An 18,796-nucleotide genomic window follows, 5' to 3' on the forward strand; every position below is an offset into this window, starting at 1 on the left:
ATGCCCGTGATTGCATTGCAGGGGATCCGCGGCGGTGTGGGCACAACGTCGATAGCCGCCGCACTGGGCTGGGCCTTCCAGCGGCTGGGCGAATCCGCACTGGTGATTGATTTCTCGCCAGACAATTTGCTGCGCATTCACTTTAATATGCCGTTTGAACAACGCCGCGGCTGGGCTCGGGCGGAAGCCGACGGTGCGCAGTGGCAAACTGGTGCCATGCAGTATCTGCCCGATCTGGATTTTCTGCCGTTTGGTCGTCTGAACGCGCAGGAGGTCGCCACGCTTCAACAGTATTACCAGCAGCACCCCGCGACCTGGCAAAACAACCTGACACAGATTAGTGCGGCAGGCCGCCACCGCTGGATACTGATCGATGTGCCAGCAGACAATAGCCCACTCACGCGACAGGCGTTAGCCACCGCGAACACCGTTTTTCAGGTGGTAGTCGCCGATGCCAACTGCCATTCACGCTTACATCAGCAGGTATTACCGCGTCAGTGTCATTTTCTGGTTAATCAATTTTCCCCCCTCAGCACGCTCCAGCAGGATTTACACCAGCTCTGGCTGCACACGCTTTCACACCTGTTGCCGCTGGTGGTACACCGCGATGAGGCGTTGGCAGAATCACTGATGCTGAAACAGCCGCTGGGTGAATGCCGCCCGGACAGCGTAGCAGCAGAAGAAATCATGACACTGGCAAACTGGTGCCTGATTCACGTCAAGGAAAGCGGCGTATGAGCGGGATCCTACACCTCTTTCTCGTTCCCCCCGCCAGACAGGCGATACAGCAGCGCTACCGAGGCTATCGTCAGCGGGGTGCTTCCGCCTTTGCCGCCTTTTTTGCCACGCTGTTTGCGATACTCGGTTGGATCGTCCTGCGGCTGGAGTCTGAAGGATGGCAACAGATACGCGCGCAACGAACCTATTGGTTTCCGCACATTTCGCCGCAACGCCCGCGCCCGGCCGATATGCTTCGCTATCTAACGCAGGGGATTTGGCTGCTGACCATCAAAAATGGTCAGTTGCCCACATCACGTCGCAATGACTTCTCCGCGCTCCCCCGCTGGCGGCAACGCTACATAAACACACTGCAAAGGCTGTTTGCCCGCTTTAACCACACGAATGCTGACGATCGCGAAGACAGTGAGTCAGGGACGGTCAGGGCGAATCGCGTTCAGCGGCTAGTCACGGTCGTGCTGAGCCTGCTGTGCGCGGCGCTGGCGCTGCTGTGCATCACCCAGCCGTTTGATCTGCTTTCTCAGTTTATCTTTATGGTGCTGTTGTGGAGCATCGCCATGCTCGTCCGCAATATGCCGGGACGCATGCCGACGCTCATGATGATCGCCCTTTCCTTCACGGTCTCCTGCCGCTACCTGTGGTGGCGCTACACCGAAACGCTGAACTGGGACGATCCCCTCAGCCTGGTGTGCGGCCTACTGCTGCTGGCGGCGGAAACCTATGCCTGGGTCGTGCTGGTTCTAGGGTATTTCCAGACGATCTGGCCGTTGAACCGCCACCCGGTTTCACTGCCGGAAGACAGCAAAACCTGGCCGACCGTCGATCTGATGATCCCGACCTACAACGAACCATTGAGCGTCGTGAAGCCGACGGTGTATGCCGCGCTGGGCATCGACTGGCCTAAAGATAAGCTCAACATCTATATTCTGGATGACGGCGGGCGCGCCGAATTTAAAGCCTTTGCAAAAGAAGTCGGCGTCCATTACATCGCCCGCGTCACGCACGAACATGCCAAAGCCGGGAACATCAACAACGCCCTGAAACAGGCGCAAGGCGAGTTCGTCGCCATTTTTGACTGCGACCACGTCCCGACCCGTTCCTTCCTGCAATTAACTATGGGCTGGTTCTTCAAAGACAAAAAGCTGGCGATGCTACAAACGCCGCACCATTTCTTCTCGCCCGACCCGTTCGAACGCAATCTGGGGCGCTTCCGCCGCACCCCCAATGAAGGCACGCTGTTTTATGGTCTGGTTCAGGACGGCAACGACATGTGGGACGCCACGTTCTTCTGCGGTTCCTGCGCCATCCTGCGACGTAAACCGCTGGATGAGATCGGCGGCATTGCGGTCGAAACGGTAACGGAGGATGCCCACACCTCGCTGCGCCTGCATCGTCGTGGTTACAGCTCGGCATATATCCGCATTCCGCAGGCCGCAGGATTAGCGACAGAGAGCCTCTCAGCCCACATTGGGCAGCGTATTCGTTGGGCGCGCGGGATGGTGCAAATCTTCCGGTTGGATAATCCCCTGTTCGGCAAAGGACTGAAGCTCGGGCAGCGGCTGTGTTATGCCAATGCCATGATGCACTTTCTGTCTGGTATTCCCCGACTGATCTTCCTGACAGCACCGTTGGCATTTCTGCTGCTGCACGCCTATATCATTTTCGCCCCGGCGCTGGCGATCGCGCTCTACGTGCTGCCGCACATGGTGCATGCCAGCCTGACCAACTCACGCGTTCAGGGGCGGTACCGCCACTCGTTCTGGAGTGAGATCTATGAAACCGTGCTGGCGTGGTACATCGCCCGCCCCACCACCGTCGCGCTATTTAACCCCCACAAAGGGAAATTCAACGTGACGGCCAAAGGTGGGTTGGTTGAAGAACAGCACGTTGACTGGGTGATTACACGGCCTTATCTGGCACTGGTGCTGCTGAATATCGCTGGCGTGGCGTATGGCATCTGGCGTCTGATTTACGGGCCGCCCGACGAGATCATGACAGTGCTCATCAGCCTGGTCTGGGTGGCGTACAACATGACCATTTTAGGCGGAGCCGTCGCGGTGGCGGTGGAGGCCAAACAGGTTCGTCAAGCGCATCGGGTGGAGATGTCGATGTCCGCCGCGCTTCTGCGCGCTGATGGCTATCTTTTTCCCTGCGTCCTGCGCGATTATTCCGATGGTGGTGTCGGTGTTGAAGCCCGTGAATCAGGCATTCTTCAGGTCGGGGATAACGTCTCGCTGTTGCTAAAACGCGGACAGCAGGAGTACGCCTTCCCTTTTAGCGTCACCCGCGCGTTCGATAACAAGATCGGCCTGCGCATGGCCAGTCTGACCATCCTCCAGCATATTGATTTCATTCAGTGTACCTTTGCCCGCGCCGATACCTGGGCGCTCTGGCAAGACAGTTTCCCGCAGGATAAACCGGTCGAAAGTCTGGTTGATGTGTTGTCCCTCGGCTTTCGCGGCTACCTGCGTCTGGCGGATTATGCACCGCCCGTTATACGCAACATTATTCTGGCCTTCCTCAATATCGTGGTCTGGGTTGTGTCATTCATCCCACGCTATGTAGGAAAACGCACCGTACCAGACCAGTCGAGCGCTGCGCTGCCTGAGCAAGCCATTCATCAGGGTAAGACGTCGTCTGCCCATGAAACGTGATTTGCACAAGAGAACCTATTTACAGAAAAAACAGTGAATTAATTGCCATTCACAGGCCGTGATCAACGGTCTTTCTCACGACAACGAGAAAGACCCATAACATTGATGATGACACGATGACGAAAAAAATAATCTGGTTCACCGCATTGGCTTTAGGCGTCAGCTCATTATCTCAGGCTGTCACCGCTCCCCACGCAGCGACTCCGGCAACGGGGGACGCCACCCAGCCACCGGCCACCGCAACACCCGCGACGACCATGCCTGCGGTTCCACTGGCGCCGCCGTCGACCAACGCTGCCGTGCGCAACGTGATGCTGCCCTTTGCGCAAATCGCACCGGCCCCGGGCACCTTTGCATTACGCGGCATCGACCCCGACGGGCAAATTGAGTTCGGCGTTCGCAGCGACGAGGTGGTCACACAGGCTTCTCTCGATCTCGAATTTACCCCGTCACCGGCGCTGATCCCCACCGAGTCTCACCTCAAGGTTTACCTAAACGATGAGCTCATGGGCGTTACGCCACTTGGCAAAGAGCAGATAGGGACATCCAACCGCGTCCGTATTCCCCTCGATCCGCGCTACATCACGGACTTTAACCGCCTGCAACTGGTGTTCGTCGGTCATTATCAGAACATCTGTGAAAATCCGGCCAGTACCAGCCTGTGGCTGGATGTCAGTAAAGCCAGCACGCTCAATCTGCAAGTCCAGAAGCTGACGCTGAAAGACGATCTGTCGCCGTTCCCTGCACCGTTTTTTGACAGCCGCGATACCCGCCCGCTGACGCTGCCCATCGTCTTTGCCGGCCAACCAGATCTCGTGCAACAACGTGCCGCTGCCATGCTCGCCTCCTGGTTTGGCAGCAAAGCACAATGGCGAGGACAGTCCTTCCCGGCGCTCTTCAACCAGTTGCCGGAGAGCCACGGCATTGTGTTTGCCACGAACGAGAAGCGACCGGATTTCCTGCGCGATACGCCTGCCGTGAACGGGCCAACGGTCTCTATCATCGGCCACCCCAACGATCCGCACATCAAGTTGCTGCTGGTTCAGGGACGTGATGACAATGAGTTGCTCACCGCCGTACAAGGCATCGCTCAGGGGAACACGCTGTTCCGTGGGCAAAGTGTCACTATTGATAAGGTGGAACAGCTTGCGCCACGCCAGCCGTATGATGCGCCCAACTGGGTTCGCACCGACCGCCCGATGACCTTCGCCGAGCTTCAGCAATATAACGAACAACTGCAAACCGACGGTATCGTGCCCCGACCGATTTCACTCACCATGAACCTGCCGCCCGACCTGTTCCTGATCCGCAGTCAGGGCATCGATATGCGCCTGAAATACCGCTACACCGCGCCGCAAGTTCAGGATGGTTCACGTCTGAGCATCAACCTGAACAACCAGTTTGTACAAGCCTTCTCGCTGGTGCCGGAGCACGACCAGAATTCCCTGTTAATGCGCCTGCCGCTGACGCAGGGGCTATGGGATTCCGACAAGAGTCTGTCCATTCCGGCGTTGAAACTGGGCACCACCAACCAGTTGCGCTTTGACTTCAATTACACCACGCAACTCTCCAGCGGCACCGCCGACCGCTGTGAAACCTATACGCCGATTGTGAATCACGCCGTTATCGACAGCAACTCGACGATTAATTTCTCTGGCTACCGGCACTTTATGGCGATGCCGGATCTACGTGCCTTTGCCAATGCCGGCTACCCATTCAGCCGACTGGCTGATCTGTCACAAACGCTGGTGCTGGTAAACAAGCAGCCACAGCCGGCTCAGGTCAGCGCTATGCTAAACGCCATCGGTAACATTGGGGCACAAACCGGCTACCCGGCGTTGGCGGTACAGCTCAGCGATGACTGGACGCAAATCGACAAGCAGGACAGCGATATTCTGATGATCGGCGCTATCCCGCCAGCGCTGCATGATGAAAGCAAAATCAACCTGCTGGTCGAGCAAACGCAAAGCTGGATCAAGCAACCGACGCGCCAGACCGCAGTCCCGGATACGGGGTCGCCTGAATCAGATGCGAAGCCAGACAGCAAAACCACCGTTAGCAGTGCTGGCGCAATGTCGGCCATTATCGGCTTCCAGTCTCCGTATCACGACAAGCGCAGCGTTGTCGCGCTGCTGGCCGATAGCCCACAGGGCTATACGCTACTCAATAACGCGCTGATCGACAGCGAAAAAAGAGCGTCGCTGTTCGGCTCCGTTTCCGTCATCCGCGAATCGGGCATCAATAATCTCCGCGTCGGGGACATTTATTACGTCGGCCACCTGCCGTGGTGGGAACGCATCTGGCACGCTCTGGCGCAACATCCCATCTGGCTGGCCATCATATCAACCCTGACCGTCATTATTGTTGCCTGGTTGCTATGGCGTGGTCTGAAATTCTTCAGCCGCCGTCGCCTGTCGCCGGATGAAAGGGATTAACGCATCATGCCATACGTGCTGCGCTACCTGATCCCCCCGCTGCTGTGGCTATGGGCTTCCCTCGCCACCGCCGCCGTCTGCGACTGGCCTGCCTGGGAGCAGTACAAGCAGCATTACATCAGCACGGAAGGGCGGGTGATTGATACCTCCACACTCAATAAAATCACCACGTCCGAAGGGCAAAGCTACGCCATGTTCTTTGCGCTGGTCGCCAACGATCGCGTGATGTTTGATCGGCTATTGCAATGGACGGAAAACAACCTGTCCGCAGGAGATTTGGGCGCTCATCTGCCCGCCTGGCTATGGGGAGAGAGCAAGGATAAGCAGTGGACGGTGCTGGATCCGAACTCTGCTTCCGATGCCGACCTGTGGATTGCCTATAGCCTGCTTGAAGCCGGTCGACTGTGGAAAGAAGCACGCTATCAGACAGTAGGAACTGCCCTGCTCGCCCGTATCGCCAGAGAAGAGGTCATGCATATTCCAGGGCTGGGCGTGATGTTGCTGCCCGGCAAAGTGGGCTTCGCAGAGGAAGAGCACTGGCGCGTAAACCCCAGCTACCTTCCGCCACAGTTGCTGGCTCGATTTGCGCCGCTGGGTGAGACGTGGAAAGCCATGCAGCGCACCACGCAACGCCTGCTGCTGGAAACCGCGCCGAAAGGATTCTCGCCGGATTGGGTCATCTGGCAAAAAGATAAGGGGTGGCAGCCCGATACCACTCAACCCAACGTCGGCAGCTACGATGCCATCCGCGTCTATCTGTGGGCGGGGATGATGGCCGACGGCAGCAGAGGGAAAACCGATCTGATCAAACAGTTTCAGCCAATGATTCAGCAAACCATCCAGCAAGGTCTGCCGCCCGAAAAAACAAATACCGCGACAGGTGCCGTCACCGGACAGGGATCGGCCGGGTTTTCCGCCTCGCTGCTGCCGATGTTATCCCACCAGACAGAAGCGCTAGCCATCCAGCGGCAACGGCTCGCCGACCATCCACCGGGTGACGATGCCTATTTCTCCGCCTCTCTGACGCTCTTTGGTCAGGGATGGGACGAGAAGCGCTATCGCTTCACTTCACAAGGCCAACTTTTACCGTCTCGGGGCAGCCAATGCACAACAACACCGTAAACTGGCTGCGCCTCCTCCCGTTATTGCTGGTTGCTGCGCCGCAGGTAACCAGCGCGGAAACCGCGTCGCCAGAGCAATTTCTGATGGAACAGGTGCGTCTGGGAGAAGCCAGCAACAAAGACGACCTCGTGCGCCAGTCACTTTATCGACTGGAACTGATCGACCCAGATAATCCCGACGTTATCGCCGCCAAACTGCGGCTGGCGCTGCGTCAAGGCGATCAGGCACAGGCACGCCAGCAGTTGGACAAGCTGAAGGCCGTGGCTCCCGATTCTGTCGTTTATCGGCAGGCAGAAATGACACTGGCGCTGACGCAGGAAACCATGCGTCAGCAATTACAGCGGGCGCGTCTGCTGTCTACCGCTGGGCGTTATGCGGAAGCCAAAGCGCAGTACGACACCCTTTTTCACGGTGAGCCGCCAACACTCGATCTCGCCGTGGAATATTGGCGTCTGGTTTCTCGCTTACCGAATCAGGAACCGATCGCGATTAAACAGTTGGAAACACTGGATCAGATTTACCCTAACAACGTTCCGCTGCGTATGGTGTTATCACGCCTGCTCTTCAGCCAGGATCGCAACGAACAGGCCTATCCTTTACTGAAACAGCTTTCTACTGACCCTGTCGGACGCAGTCAGGCAGCGTCACTATGGCTAGAAATCATTGACCGGATGCCCATCACGCCGCAAAGCGTGGCGGAGCTCAACCGTTTCCTGACAGTATTTAATGACGGTGAACAAGCGGAAACCGCACGCAAAGCACTCAGCCACCAGCAGGAAATGTTAGCGGATCCGATCTATCAGGGGCGCCTCCGCAGTCTGGCGCAGGTTGAAAGCGGCGGCGGCAACAGCGCCACGCTTGGTGAGTTAAATCAGGCGCTGGCCGCCACGCCAAACGACCCTGAGTTAATCGGCGCAATAGGTCTGGTTTACCTGCGCACGGGCGATCGGGCAAAAGCGTTGGCACAGTTTCAGAAGGCATTGCAGGCGGATGTTAATCACCTGAACAGCGGCAAATGGGAAGGACTGATTCAAAGCACGCAATATTGGATCACCATTGCGGAAGGCGACAACGCGCTAAAGGCCAATAACCTACCGCTGGCACGGCAGAAATATCAGCAGGCGCGCCAGATGGATAACACCAATCCCTATGCGCTGATTGGTCTGGGCGATGTCGCCGTTGCCAGCCAAAACGATGCCGTCGCCCTGCCGCTCTATCAGCAGGCTTTACACCTTGAACCCGGCAACGACAACGCCTTACGCGGTCTGGTTGGTATTTATCAACGGCAGTCGCCGGAGAAAGCGCTCGCTTACCTCAACAGCCTGCCGCGCAGCCAGCAGAATGCAATGCGGGAAACGCTTGCCGCACTGCAACTCGATATCCTGAAACAGCAGGCGGACCAACTTGCAGAACAGCAGCAGTGGGCGCAGGCTGAGGAGAAGTACCGTCAGGCAAACCAGCAGAATCCAAACGATGTGTGGCTGGCCTATCACTATGCCCAAACGCTGCGCCAGTTGGGGAAAACGCAGCAGGCAGACAGTGTGGTGCAGCGTGCGACCGCCGTGCCACCAGCCAGCGCGGAGAAGAACTACGTTTACTCGCTTTACCTGTCGTCCACCAATCGCGATGAGCAAGCGCTCGCTCACCTGAACACGCTGCCCGCAGCACAATGGAGCGACGACATGCGTGATTTGTCCCAGCGTCTGACGATACAGACCACGCTGGCAAAAGCGGAAGCAATGCGCGATGCGGGTAACGAACCCGCCGCCATTGCTTTCCTCCGCCAGCAACCATCTGACACCCGTATCGATCTGTTGCTGGCAGACTGGGCGCTGGCACGGGGTGAATATGCGACGGCGCTGGCGGATTATCAACGCATCCGCACACGAGAACCACAGAACCCCGATGCACAGCTGGGTGAGATCGATGCGTTTATCGCGCAGGGTCGGCAAGATGAGGCACGCCAACGTCTGAACCAGCTCCCCGCGCAGGCAGCCGACACCCTCAACGCACAGCGGCGCATCGCCAACGCCTGGCAAGCGGTAGGCAATCCGCAAAAATCGACGGCGCTTTTCCACCAGCTAAAAATCGATGTGCAAAAAGCGCCCGTCGGCCAGACGCCTATCGATCAAACGACAGCGCTGATCTATCGCGATGCGGCACGCATTGAGCAGCAGCAGTCTCAGCCTGAACAGGCGCAGCAGGACTATAAGCAGGCGATGGTCGCCAGCGGCATCACGCCTACGCTGCCGCAAACCGACGATGACTATACCCGACTGACGCGCAACCATGCAGGAGATGACTGGCTGCAACGCGGCATCCGCGCCGAGGCGGCGGATCAGTATCGTCAGCAGGATATTACCGTCACGCTTGACCACGATTACTGGAGTTCGAGCGGCACCGGCGGGATTTCCGATCTGAGCGCCCACGACACCATGTTGCAGATCGAGATGCCGCTGTACGACGGCCGCGCCTTCTTCCGCACCGATACCATGCAGATGAACGCTGGTGCCTTCTCAACGGGCAGCAACGGTGCCTACCGGGAAACCTTCGGCACCTGCGCCGCACAGGACTGCTTCAGCGGTAAATCGCAGAAAACGACCGGCACCAGCGTCGCCACAGGCTGGAAAAACGATCGCTGGTCAGCGGATATCGGCACCACGCCGCTCGGCTTCGACGTCGTCGATATCGTCGGTGGCGCAAGTTACAGCGGTGACTGGCGGCAAATCGGCTGGACCGCGACGGCATCGCGCCGCCCCATCTCCAGCTCATTACTCGCCTTCGGCGGCACCAAAGACCCTGGCACCGGTGTCACCTGGGGCGGCGTGCGCGCTACAGGCGTTAGCCTCGGGCTGAGCTACGACCGGGGCGAAGCGCACGGCGTCTGGAGTGATTTCAGCGTCCACCAGATCACCGGTAAGAACGTGGCCGACAATGACCGCGCCCGCGCTATGGCGGGGTATTACTACAAGCTGATTAACGAGGATAATCGACGCGTCACGGTCGGTTTGAACAGCATGTGGTGGCGCTATCAGAAGGATCTCAGCGGTTACTCGCTCGGTCAGGGCGGTTACTACAGCCCGCAGCAATACTTCTCGCTGGGCGTGCCAGTGAACTATCGGCAGAGGACGGAAAACTGGTCGTGGGAACTCGGCGGATCGCTATCGTGGTCTCGTGCTTCTACCAAAGATCAGCGTCGCTACCCGCTGACTGGCCTGCTGGGTAACGCCACACTCACCGACAGAGAAACCATCGAACAAGGCAGCCGCAGTTCCGGCTTCGGTTATACGGCGCGTGCCGTCGTCGAACGCCGCCTCAGCTCACACTGGACGCTAGGTGTCGGTATCGACATTCAACAGGCGAAGGACTACACCCCAAGCCACGGCCTCATCTACCTGCGCTACTCCGCCTCCGGCTGGCAAGGCGATCTCGATAGCCCACCACAGCCGCTCACGCCGTACGCGGACTTTAAATAATCCGCATCAGGCGAGGTTGAGAGCCTCGCCTTTGCGCCACTGGCGGGGGCTGATACCAAACCAGCGCCGGAATGCCCGGGAAAAGGCGCTCACCTCGGAATAGCCGAGCAGCAGCGCCATTTCCGAAATCGGCAGTTGCTTCTGTTGGAGATAGTGCGTCGCCATTTCACAGCGTAGCTTATCAACCAGCAGCGAAAAACTGAGTCCTTCTTCCCGCAGGCGACGCTGGAGCGACCAACTGGACAGACCGACTTTTTCCGCCACCTCTTCCAGCGTCGGCTCTTTCTGCATCAATAACAGATGCACCTGCGTACGCACCTGATCGACGATGCTTTGCTGTGGTGATGTTTCGTTCAGTCGGCGAATGGCATCCTGCATCACTAGCAACAGCGTCATATCGCGATCCGGCATGGTACGAATCAGCTGATGTTTGGGGATCAGCAGGGAATTGTAGGGTTGATCGAAGTAAACCGGCGCATCGAACACCTTGCAGTGCTCATGCCACATTTCAGGACGAGGATGCTCAAAATGCACCTCGCGTGGTGCCCAGTGCCGACCCAGAACATGGCGAATCAGGTTAAGAAACATGCCGAGCGTCAGTTCGGCATCCTGACGGCGGTGTAAAATGGCGCCGTGCCGGACCTGATAATCCAGCCGCCAGCAGTCTCCTTTGTCCACCATACGCGTCAGCGTATCGTGTTGATGGCAGGGAAATGCTTTTACCACGTTGTGCAGCGCCTGCTCCAGCGTGTCTGAACATAAGCCGATATAGCCGATCAGGCCTAATGACTGCGGTTTAAACTGCTTGCCGTAGTGTAAACCGAAATTATCAACACCCGAATTACGCGCCGCTTCCTCCATCACCCGACAATAATTCACCAGTCCCAGACTGAGTGTCGGGCTGGCAAGTTGTTCTGGATCGACGCCGCTAATGCCAAAGATACGATCGGCATCGCCGCCGTTATCATGAATAAAGTCGCCAAGCCCGGTCGCGGCCGCCGCCAAAACACCTCGGTGGCAGGAGAATGCCGCGTTCAGTGCCGAAGAGTACGTCACATTTTCCATTTCCTTTCACCTCGCCGTATCACTCTGCCCGCCAACGGGTCATGAAACGATCAGCAAGTTTCGTACCAGTCCGCACTCACATGAAATCAATGGGTTATAAACCGTGCATGCAATGGGCGGGCATTATCATCGCGCAGGCTGCCCGCCCGTGGTGCATTCAGGCCACGCCAATCGGCAAATCGCTGGTTTCCAGATAGCGACGACACAGGCGCACGCTGTGCTTTGCCCAGTCAGCGCCGAGACTTTGTGCCATCTCCGTTTCTGCATGCGAACCCACCCATGCGGTAAGCTGGACACGCCGTTGTATCAGCAGCGTCGGCAGCAGCGCCAGCTCCTCATCGCTGACGTGAGCAACACGTTCGTAGCCACACAGCCAGTTTTCAACCCACTCTGCCGCACGCGGATGGTGCTCCACAAAGCTAATCGCCGCAGCCAGATCGTGCAGATACCACCCCATGCCGCAATCATCAAAATCGATCACACGCGTTTCACCACGATGCAAGAGTAGATTGGTCAGGCGCAGGTCGGCGTGAATCAGGCCATAGCGCTGCGGCGCTTTGCCAAATGCCGCCATCTCCGCCCCCATTCGCTCAATCGCCTCTTCAACAATGCCGTGCTCCGCCATCGACAAATTCGGCGCGTCACGCCAGTTCCCCCAGTGGCTCTGCGCACTCACCATCGTATGATGATCCCAGACAATACGCCGGAAACCGTCGGGCTTTTGCCACTGACGGCTGTGCTGGTGCAACCGGCCGGTGATTTCGCCCAGTTGCCGGAACGCGCGTGGATCGACACTGGTGGTCGGCATATCACCGTCAATCCAGTGAAACAGCACGGCGTAGCGGCAGGAGCCGTCAGGGAGATCCAGCGACTGTACTCGTTCCCCCACCGCATCACGTACGGCTTCCGGCACCACAATCCCCGTATCACGCAATGCGTCCAGCCACTGTAACTCGCTTTCAATTTCCGCTTTCTGATGGTAATGGCTGCGATGTAACCGCAGTGCATAACGCTTACCTGCCGACGCAACAAGAAACGTCGCATTTTCCGAACGACATAGCAGCCGCAGTTCCCCTTGCAGTACCGCCGGATAGCAGGCGAGCGCCCGGTGCGCCAGCGAGGTCATTTCTGCATTACTTAAGGTGTCATATTGTTTAGCACTCATGGTTCCCACTCCGACGCGAATCAAAGAGCGTTCAGCATGGCGTGTGTCGTGCAGAGAAACTTGACGCCCCATCACCCCTGTTTGACCCCAGAAGGCGCAAGGACGACACCAACCGTAAAAGTTGACTTCAGCGCGCAGCATTCGATACGCCAGCGTCAAGTTTTCCACCAACAAGCGTGGGCATTATCGCTACACAAGCCAACAGGGGTTGCCGTACTGGCCCCGAATAACCATGAGCAGACTGACGGGGATAATATGATGACGAGCAAATTAAAGCCCACGCTGGGCACCCTGCATTTGTGGGGTATCGCGGTAGGACTGGTAATTTCTGGTGAATATTTTGGCTGGAGCTACGGCTGGGGCGTCGCGGGCACGTTAGGATTCTTGGTCACGACGCTGTTCATCGCCGCCATGTACACCTGCTTTATTTTTAGCTTTACCGAACTCACCACGGCGATCCCCCATGCTGGCGGCCCCTTTGCCTATAGCCGACTCGCGTTCGGCGATCTGGGCGGCCTGATTGCCGGCATGGCTACGCTGATTGAATTTGTTTTCGCACCGCCTGCCATTTCGATGGCGATTGGCGCGTACCTGAACGTGCAATACCCCGAACTGAATCCCAAATTCGCGGCCGTTGGCGCATACCTTGTCTTCATGAGCCTGAACATTCTCGGCGTGAAGCTGGCAGCGATGTTTGAGCTGGTGGTCACACTGCTGGCCGTCATGGAACTGCTGGTGTTTATGGGCGTGGTGGCGCCGGGCTTCAGCCTGAGTAATTTCGTGGCACACGGTTGGGCGGGGCAACATGAATTTTCACCCACGGCCATTTCCGGTATGTTTGCGGCGATACCGTTCGCTATCTGGTTTTTCCTCGCTATCGAAGGCGCGGCAATGGCTGCTGAGGAGGCAAAAAACCCGAAACACACGATTCCGCGCGCCTACGTAAGCGGCATCCTGACGCTCGTGGTCTTGGCAATTGGCGTGATGCTGATGGCTGGCGGCGTAGGCGACTGGCGTCAGCTCTCCGACCTCAACGATCCCTTGCCACAGGCAATGAAGATCATCGTCGGGGAAAACTCCAACTGGATGCACATGCTGGTGTGGATTGGCCTGTTCGGTCTCATCGCCAGCTTCCACGGTATTATTCTGGGCTACTCCCGCCAGTTCTTCGCACTGGCGCGCGCAGGCTATCTTCCGCCGGGGCTTGCCAAACTGTCCCGCTTCCACACGCCACACCGTGCGATTCTGGCGGGCGGCGCGATCGGGATTGCAGCCATCTTCTGCGATGGCATTAATCTCCAGGGCATGAACCTGACCGCAGCGATGATTACCATGGCGGTTTTTGGTGCCATCGTCATGTACATCATGAGCATGTTAAGTCTGTTTCGCCTGCGCCGCAGCGCCCCCACTATGGCACGCAGCTATCGCGCGCCCGGTTACCCCATCGTCCCCGCGTTCGCACTCGTCTGCGCCATCATCTGCCTGATTGCGATGCTCTGGTTCAACCCGGTGATCGGTGGGCTGTTCTGTACCTTTATGTTGCTCGGTTACCTCTATTTCCTGACCACCAAAGCACGACGGGAACATCTGCTTGAACCGCTTGTCGCCGATGCCAACTAACATTGAAACGCACATTGGAGAGATTATGGCTACACGTTCAACTATCATGGATACCAACAGTTTCCGTGCCGAGCATGCCGACGCGCTGAGCGCGGATATCCGTACGCTGACCGACAAGCGCAGCCGGGTACTGGGCGAGTCTTATCGACTGTTTTATCGCAAACCGGTTCATCTAGTGCGCGGCGAAGGACAATATCTCTGGGACGCTGATGGCAAAAAGTACCTCGACGTCTATAACAACGTCGCCAGCATCGGGCACTGCCACCCGGCAGTCATCGATGCCGTTCATCAACAAATGACGCAATTGAACACCCATACCCGCTATCTGCATGAACGTATTCTGGACTATTCGGAGCAGCTCCTCGCCACCGCACCCGCAGCTATCAACCGTGCCATGTATATGTGCACGGGTTCGGAAGCCAACGATCTGGCGATCCGCGTAGCGCGTGCCTGGAGCGGCGGCACAGGGGTTATCGTCACTCGTGAAGCCTACCACGGCACCAGCGATCTGACCTCAGGTGTGTCACCCGCATTGGGCAGTGGTCAGCCGCTGGCGGCGACCACGCGGCTGGTGCCACCACCGGATGCCTATCGCGTCAATACGCCCGATCTGGGCGTATGGTTTGCCAATGAAATCCAGAAACAGATCGATGATATGGCAGCACATGGCATCAAATTTGCCGCGTTCCTTGCGGACTCCATCTTCTCTTCCGATGGCGTACATCCCAATCCGCGCGGCTTTTTGCGCCCTGTGGTTGATGTGGTGCACCGCAATGGCGGTATTTTCATCGCGGATGAAGTTCAGCCCGGCTTTGCACGTACCGGCGATGCTTTCTGGGGGTTCGCACGGCATGGTGTGGTGCCGGATATCATCACCACCGGAAAACCGATGGGCAACGGCATCCCGGTTTCCGGGCTACTGGCAAAAAGCGACGTGCTCGCCGCTTTCAGCGACCAGATCCCCTACTTCAACACGTTCGGCGGAAATCCAGTGGCCATGGCCGCGGCACAGGCCGTGCTGAAAGTGATCCACGATGAGCAACTTCAGGAACATAGCCGCGTCGTGGGCGCGCAGTTACTGGCAGAACTGACCACCCTGCAAGACAAATATGCGTCTGTTGGCAACGTACGCGGTGCGGGGTTATTCATCGGGTTTGAACTGGTGAGCGACAGAGAGAACAAAACACCGGATAAAACGCTGGCGCTGAATCTGACAGAAGCACTACGCGACCGCGGTGTACTGACATCGGTCGCTGGCCCTTATGGCAACGTACTTAAACTGCGTCCACCACTGGCGTTCCAAGCTCAGGACATTGACTGGCTGGTCAGTGCGCTGGATGACTGCCTGGGCGCGCTGACCCACGTCTGATTTCATATACAGTTTTTTTGAAGCGAAAAAACTCAGGAGCCTACCGAAACAGGCTCCTGAAGTTAATTTACATCAATACCCTATCGCTGCCCCTGCCGGGCGGCGGATGTCATTTGCGCCGTACAGGTAGCCTTCGCGCACTTTGCCGGATACCGCCGAGTCATTGCCTGAATCCGCTGGCGTGACGCCCGCCGCGCCCGGTAAACCGACTAAAATCAGTTCCGCTGCGCCCCAAGGCGTTTGTTCCACCATCTTGTAGCCGCGTTGCTTCAGCAGGTTCAGCGTATCGGCAGATAGCCCACGCTGTTCGTAATACACCTCATCCGGTAGCCACTGATGATGGATGCGCGGTGCGTCTACCGCTTCCTGCGGTGCCATGCCGTGATCGATAATATTCAGCGCCGTTTGCAGCGTGATGGTGATAATGCGCGAACCACCAGGTGAACCGAGCACCATGAAGACTTTACCGTCTTTCGTCACCAGTGACGGGCTCATGGATGAAAGTGGGCGCTTACCGGGGGCGATCGAATTACGCTCCCCTTGCACCAAACCGTACAGGTTTTTCTCACCCACTTTCACGGTGAAATCATCCATTTCGTTATTGAGGAAGAAGCCCGTACCCGGCGCAATCACCACAGAGCCAAAACGCCCGTTGACGGTATAGGTAGTAGACACCGCGTTGCCCTGATTATCCACAATGGAATAGTGCGTCGTTTCCGGTCGCTCGTGCGGGCCGATCCCCGGCTCTACGTTTTTGGACGGCGTCGCGTTCTCCGGTTCGATTTGTTTGCGAATTTCAGCGGCGTAATCCTTACTCAACAGGCGCTCAACGGGGTTACTGACAAACGCCGGGTCGCCAAGGTACGTGTTGCGATCCATGTACGCGTGACGCATCGCTTCCGTCAGCACATGAACGGTGGCCGCCGAGTTAAAGCCTGTCGATTTAATGTCGTAGCCTTCGACAATATTGAGGATTTCACACATTGTGACACCGCCAGAGCTTGGCGGTGGCGAGGAGACGAATTGATAACCGCGATAGTTACAGGTTACCGGCGCCGTTTCGGTAATGCGATAATCGGCAAAATCAGCCGCCGTCAGAATGCCGCCGCCCTGCTTTGCCGCTTTCTCCACCGCCTGCGGAATCTCCCCTTTGTAGAAGGCATCCGGCCCTTTAGCGGCAATCGCCGCCAGCGTATTCGCCAGATCGGTTTGCACCAGCTTATCACCGGGCTGCAACGGGCTGCCGTCAGGACGCAAGAAAATGCGCGCCGCTTCCGGATCGGCTTTGAAGCGTTTTACCGTGGTGTCCAGAATATCGGTGTCAGCCCGCGTCAGCGCAAAACCTTCGCGCGCCAGTTTAATCGCCGGTGCCATCACCTGTTCACGCGTCAATTTACCGTATTTTTGTAACGCGGTATCCAGCCCCAGAACCGTTCCCGGTACACCAGCGGCCAGATAGCCGTACAGGCTGGCGTCTTTTTTCACGCTCCCATCCGCGTTCAAATACATGTTCGCGCTGGCCGCCGCCGGTGCCGTTTCACGGAAGTTGATAAAGGTGTTTTTCCCATCGGCCAGATGCAGCGTCATAAACCCGCCGCCGCCAATATTGCCACAGCAAGGGTTCACCACAGCCTGCGCGTAACCCACGGCCACGGCGGCATCAATCGCATTGCCGCCCATCTTCATGATATCGACGCCAATCTGCGAAGCCAGATACTGCGAGCTGACCACCATGCCGTTTTTCGCTTCCACCGCAGGGACAGACGCCGCCTGCACAGTTCCACTCACCAGCAGCGCCATCACACTCAGTGACAGCAGCCATTTTCCCGATGCCCCCAATGTCGTGTTTCTTATTCTCATGAAGACCTCTTTATCCTTTTGATTTCACTGACTGCTTTTACCTCCACCCTCTTGCGAAGCCAACTCGCAAAGTCCGCGCCAGGAAATGCACACGGCTTAACGGATCCGTCAGCACCAGTAAGAAGCGTAGGAAAGGCATGAGAAATTGCGAAAATAGCCGCGTAGCTTTGCGATGCTGCACGATAAATACGCCCCATTACAGGACATGCAGATCACGGTTGTCGCACGGGTCGCCATGAACGTAACCGTGCACCAAACACATTCACCAACAGGCCGAGCATGATCAGCACCGCGCCCACAATCTGTAATAGCGAGAGCGATTCGCCAAGAAAAACGGCAGCGCTAACCAACCCAACGACCGGTACCAGCAACGACAAAGGTGCCACACGCCAGGTTTCATAGCGTGCCAGCAGACCTCCCCAAATCCCATAACCGATGATGGTTGCTGCAAACGCCAGATAAGCCAAAGACAAGATCGTCGGCAGTTGGATCGTCGTTAAACTATGGACAATCGCGTCTCCACCTTCGAACAGCCAGGAACTGATGAAAAACGGCACGACGGGCACCAGCGCCCCCCACACCACCAGCGACATGATACGTACATCGCTGTTTTTGCTCATGATTATCTTATTGATGATGTTACCCATCGCCCATGACAGCGCCGCCGCCAGCGTCAGTAGCAGCGTGGTGGTGGTCATACCGGAAGACATTTGCAGCGCCGTGCGCCCTTCTGCCAGCACCACCATCCCTATCGCCGCCACCATAATCCCAACAACATGATTCCAACGCAGCTTTTCCGACAGCAAGACCGCGCCAACCAGCAGCGTAAAAAAGGCCTGAGCCTGTAACACCAGCGAGGCAATCCCCGCAGGCATACCCAGCTTGATAGCGAGAAACAGAAAGCCAAACTGACCAAAGCTGATGGTCATGCCATAAGCAACCAGCCATTTCAGGGGAATACGCGGGAAAGGAACAAAGAAAATAGCCGGGAGCGCCACCAGCGAAAAACGCAGCCCTGCCAGCAAAAAGGGTGGCATGTCGTTCAGCCCCACCTTGATCACCACAAAGTTCACACCCCATAACAACACAACACATAGCGCGAGCAGCGCATCTTTCAACGACATCCTCATCCCCTGTCAAATACGTAGCCAATACCCCCTTCAAGGTACGCGTAAAATGAAAAAATGAATAAGAAAAGATAATTATGACATTACGTGACAATGACTAAGCGGAATCATGATCAAGAAAAACGATGAGGTGCAATAGCCGACCACCTGACCTGTGGTCGGCAT

11 protein-coding genes are annotated in these 18,796 nt (G+C 57.2%); 7 read left to right on the plus strand and 4 right to left on the minus strand.

Translation table 11 applies throughout. From position 1 onward, the window contains the following. From bcsQ to bcsC, 5 genes are all read left to right on the plus strand, one after another. Positions 1–738, plus strand: coding sequence for a cellulose biosynthesis protein BcsQ (gene bcsQ, locus ACKQAD_RS09310; protein ID WP_409159896.1), 738 nt, complete (start codon positions 1–3; stop codon positions 736–738). Further along, positions 735–3,392, plus strand: coding sequence for a UDP-forming cellulose synthase catalytic subunit (gene bcsA / locus ACKQAD_RS09315; RefSeq protein ID WP_409159897.1), 2,658 nt, complete (start codon positions 735–737; stop codon positions 3,390–3,392). The genes bcsQ and bcsA overlap by 4 nt, the downstream gene beginning before the upstream one ends. A gap of 116 nt (positions 3,393–3,508) precedes the next feature. Continuing rightward, positions 3,509–5,827, plus strand: a complete 2,319-nt coding sequence (gene bcsB / locus ACKQAD_RS09320) for a cellulose biosynthesis cyclic di-GMP-binding regulatory protein BcsB (RefSeq protein WP_409159898.1) — start codon at positions 3,509–3,511, stop codon at positions 5,825–5,827. 6 nt (positions 5,828–5,833) lie between these two features. Next, positions 5,834–6,949: a cellulose synthase complex periplasmic endoglucanase BcsZ gene (bcsZ, locus tag ACKQAD_RS09325; protein ID WP_409159899.1), complete on the plus strand. Its 1,116-nt coding sequence runs from the start codon at positions 5,834–5,836 to the stop codon at positions 6,947–6,949. Next, on the plus strand, positions 6,931–10,425 hold the full coding sequence (gene bcsC / locus ACKQAD_RS09330; RefSeq protein WP_409159900.1) for a cellulose synthase complex outer membrane protein BcsC: 3,495 nt from the start codon (positions 6,931–6,933) through the stop codon (positions 10,423–10,425). Before bcsZ ends, bcsC begins: the two co-directional genes overlap by 19 nt. Before the next feature lie 6 nt (positions 10,426–10,431). Here bcsC and qhpR read toward each other — a convergent pair whose 3' ends face one another. Together qhpR and ACKQAD_RS09340 are read right to left on the minus strand one after the other, a co-directional pair. Beyond that, positions 10,432–11,490 (minus strand): AraC-like transcriptional regulator QhpR, encoded by a 1,059-nt coding sequence (gene qhpR / locus ACKQAD_RS09335; RefSeq protein WP_409159901.1) that lies wholly within the window; start codon positions 11,488–11,490, stop codon positions 10,432–10,434. A gap of 157 nt (positions 11,491–11,647) precedes the next feature. After that, complete coding sequence (locus ACKQAD_RS09340) at positions 11,648–12,655, minus strand: phosphotransferase enzyme family protein (protein ID WP_409159902.1); 1,008 nt, start codon at positions 12,653–12,655, stop codon at positions 11,648–11,650. Positions 12,656–12,913: 258 nt separating this feature from the next. Between ACKQAD_RS09340 and eat the strand changes: the two genes are divergently transcribed. Together eat and ACKQAD_RS09350 are read left to right on the plus strand one after the other, a co-directional pair. Next, a complete protein-coding gene (gene eat, locus ACKQAD_RS09345) occupies positions 12,914–14,275 on the plus strand; it encodes an ethanolamine permease (RefSeq protein WP_409159918.1) in 1,362 nt (453 codons plus the stop codon). Between the two features lie 25 nt (positions 14,276–14,300). Beyond that, on the plus strand, positions 14,301–15,644 hold the full coding sequence (locus ACKQAD_RS09350; RefSeq protein ID WP_409159903.1) for an aspartate aminotransferase family protein: 1,344 nt from the start codon (positions 14,301–14,303) through the stop codon (positions 15,642–15,644). A gap of 72 nt (positions 15,645–15,716) precedes the next feature. Here the strand turns inward: ACKQAD_RS09350 and ggt are convergent, their stop codons facing one another. Together ggt and ACKQAD_RS09360 are read right to left on the minus strand one after the other, a co-directional pair. Beyond that, positions 15,717–17,504, minus strand: a complete 1,788-nt coding sequence (gene ggt / locus ACKQAD_RS09355) for a gamma-glutamyltransferase (RefSeq protein ID WP_409159904.1) — start codon at positions 17,502–17,504, stop codon at positions 15,717–15,719. A 212-nt stretch (positions 17,505–17,716) separates the two neighbouring features. Beyond that, complete coding sequence (locus tag ACKQAD_RS09360; protein WP_409159905.1) at positions 17,717–18,628, minus strand: EamA family transporter; 912 nt, start codon at positions 18,626–18,628, stop codon at positions 17,717–17,719. Between the last annotated feature and the right edge of the window lie 168 nt (positions 18,629–18,796).

Origin of the sequence: Pectobacterium artocarpous (assembly GCF_046159765.1) — a bacterium.
Lineage (GTDB): Bacteria > Pseudomonadota > Gammaproteobacteria > Enterobacterales > Enterobacteriaceae > Pectobacterium.

Coding starts and splice junctions, on each gene's coding strand:
- eat (WP_409159918.1), top strand. CDS start 12,914: ATGACGAGCAAATTAAAGCCCACGCTGGGCACCCTGCATTTGTGGGGT.
- ACKQAD_RS09340 (WP_409159902.1), bottom strand. CDS start 12,655: ATGAGTGCTAAACAATATGACACCTTAAGTAATGCAGAAATGACCTCG.
- ggt (WP_409159904.1), bottom strand. CDS start 17,504: ATGAGAATAAGAAACACGACATTGGGGGCATCGGGAAAATGGCTGCTG.
- bcsC (WP_409159900.1), top strand. CDS start 6,931: ATGCACAACAACACCGTAAACTGGCTGCGCCTCCTCCCGTTATTGCTG.
- bcsA (WP_409159897.1), top strand. CDS start 735: ATGAGCGGGATCCTACACCTCTTTCTCGTTCCCCCCGCCAGACAGGCG.
- ACKQAD_RS09350 (WP_409159903.1), top strand. CDS start 14,301: ATGGCTACACGTTCAACTATCATGGATACCAACAGTTTCCGTGCCGAG.
- bcsZ (WP_409159899.1), top strand. CDS start 5,834: ATGCCATACGTGCTGCGCTACCTGATCCCCCCGCTGCTGTGGCTATGG.
- bcsQ (WP_409159896.1), top strand. CDS start 1: ATGCCCGTGATTGCATTGCAGGGGATCCGCGGCGGTGTGGGCACAACG.
- ACKQAD_RS09360 (WP_409159905.1), bottom strand. CDS start 18,628: ATGTCGTTGAAAGATGCGCTGCTCGCGCTATGTGTTGTGTTGTTATGG.
- qhpR (WP_409159901.1), bottom strand. CDS start 11,490: ATGGAAAATGTGACGTACTCTTCGGCACTGAACGCGGCATTCTCCTGC.
- bcsB (WP_409159898.1), top strand. CDS start 3,509: ATGACGAAAAAAATAATCTGGTTCACCGCATTGGCTTTAGGCGTCAGC.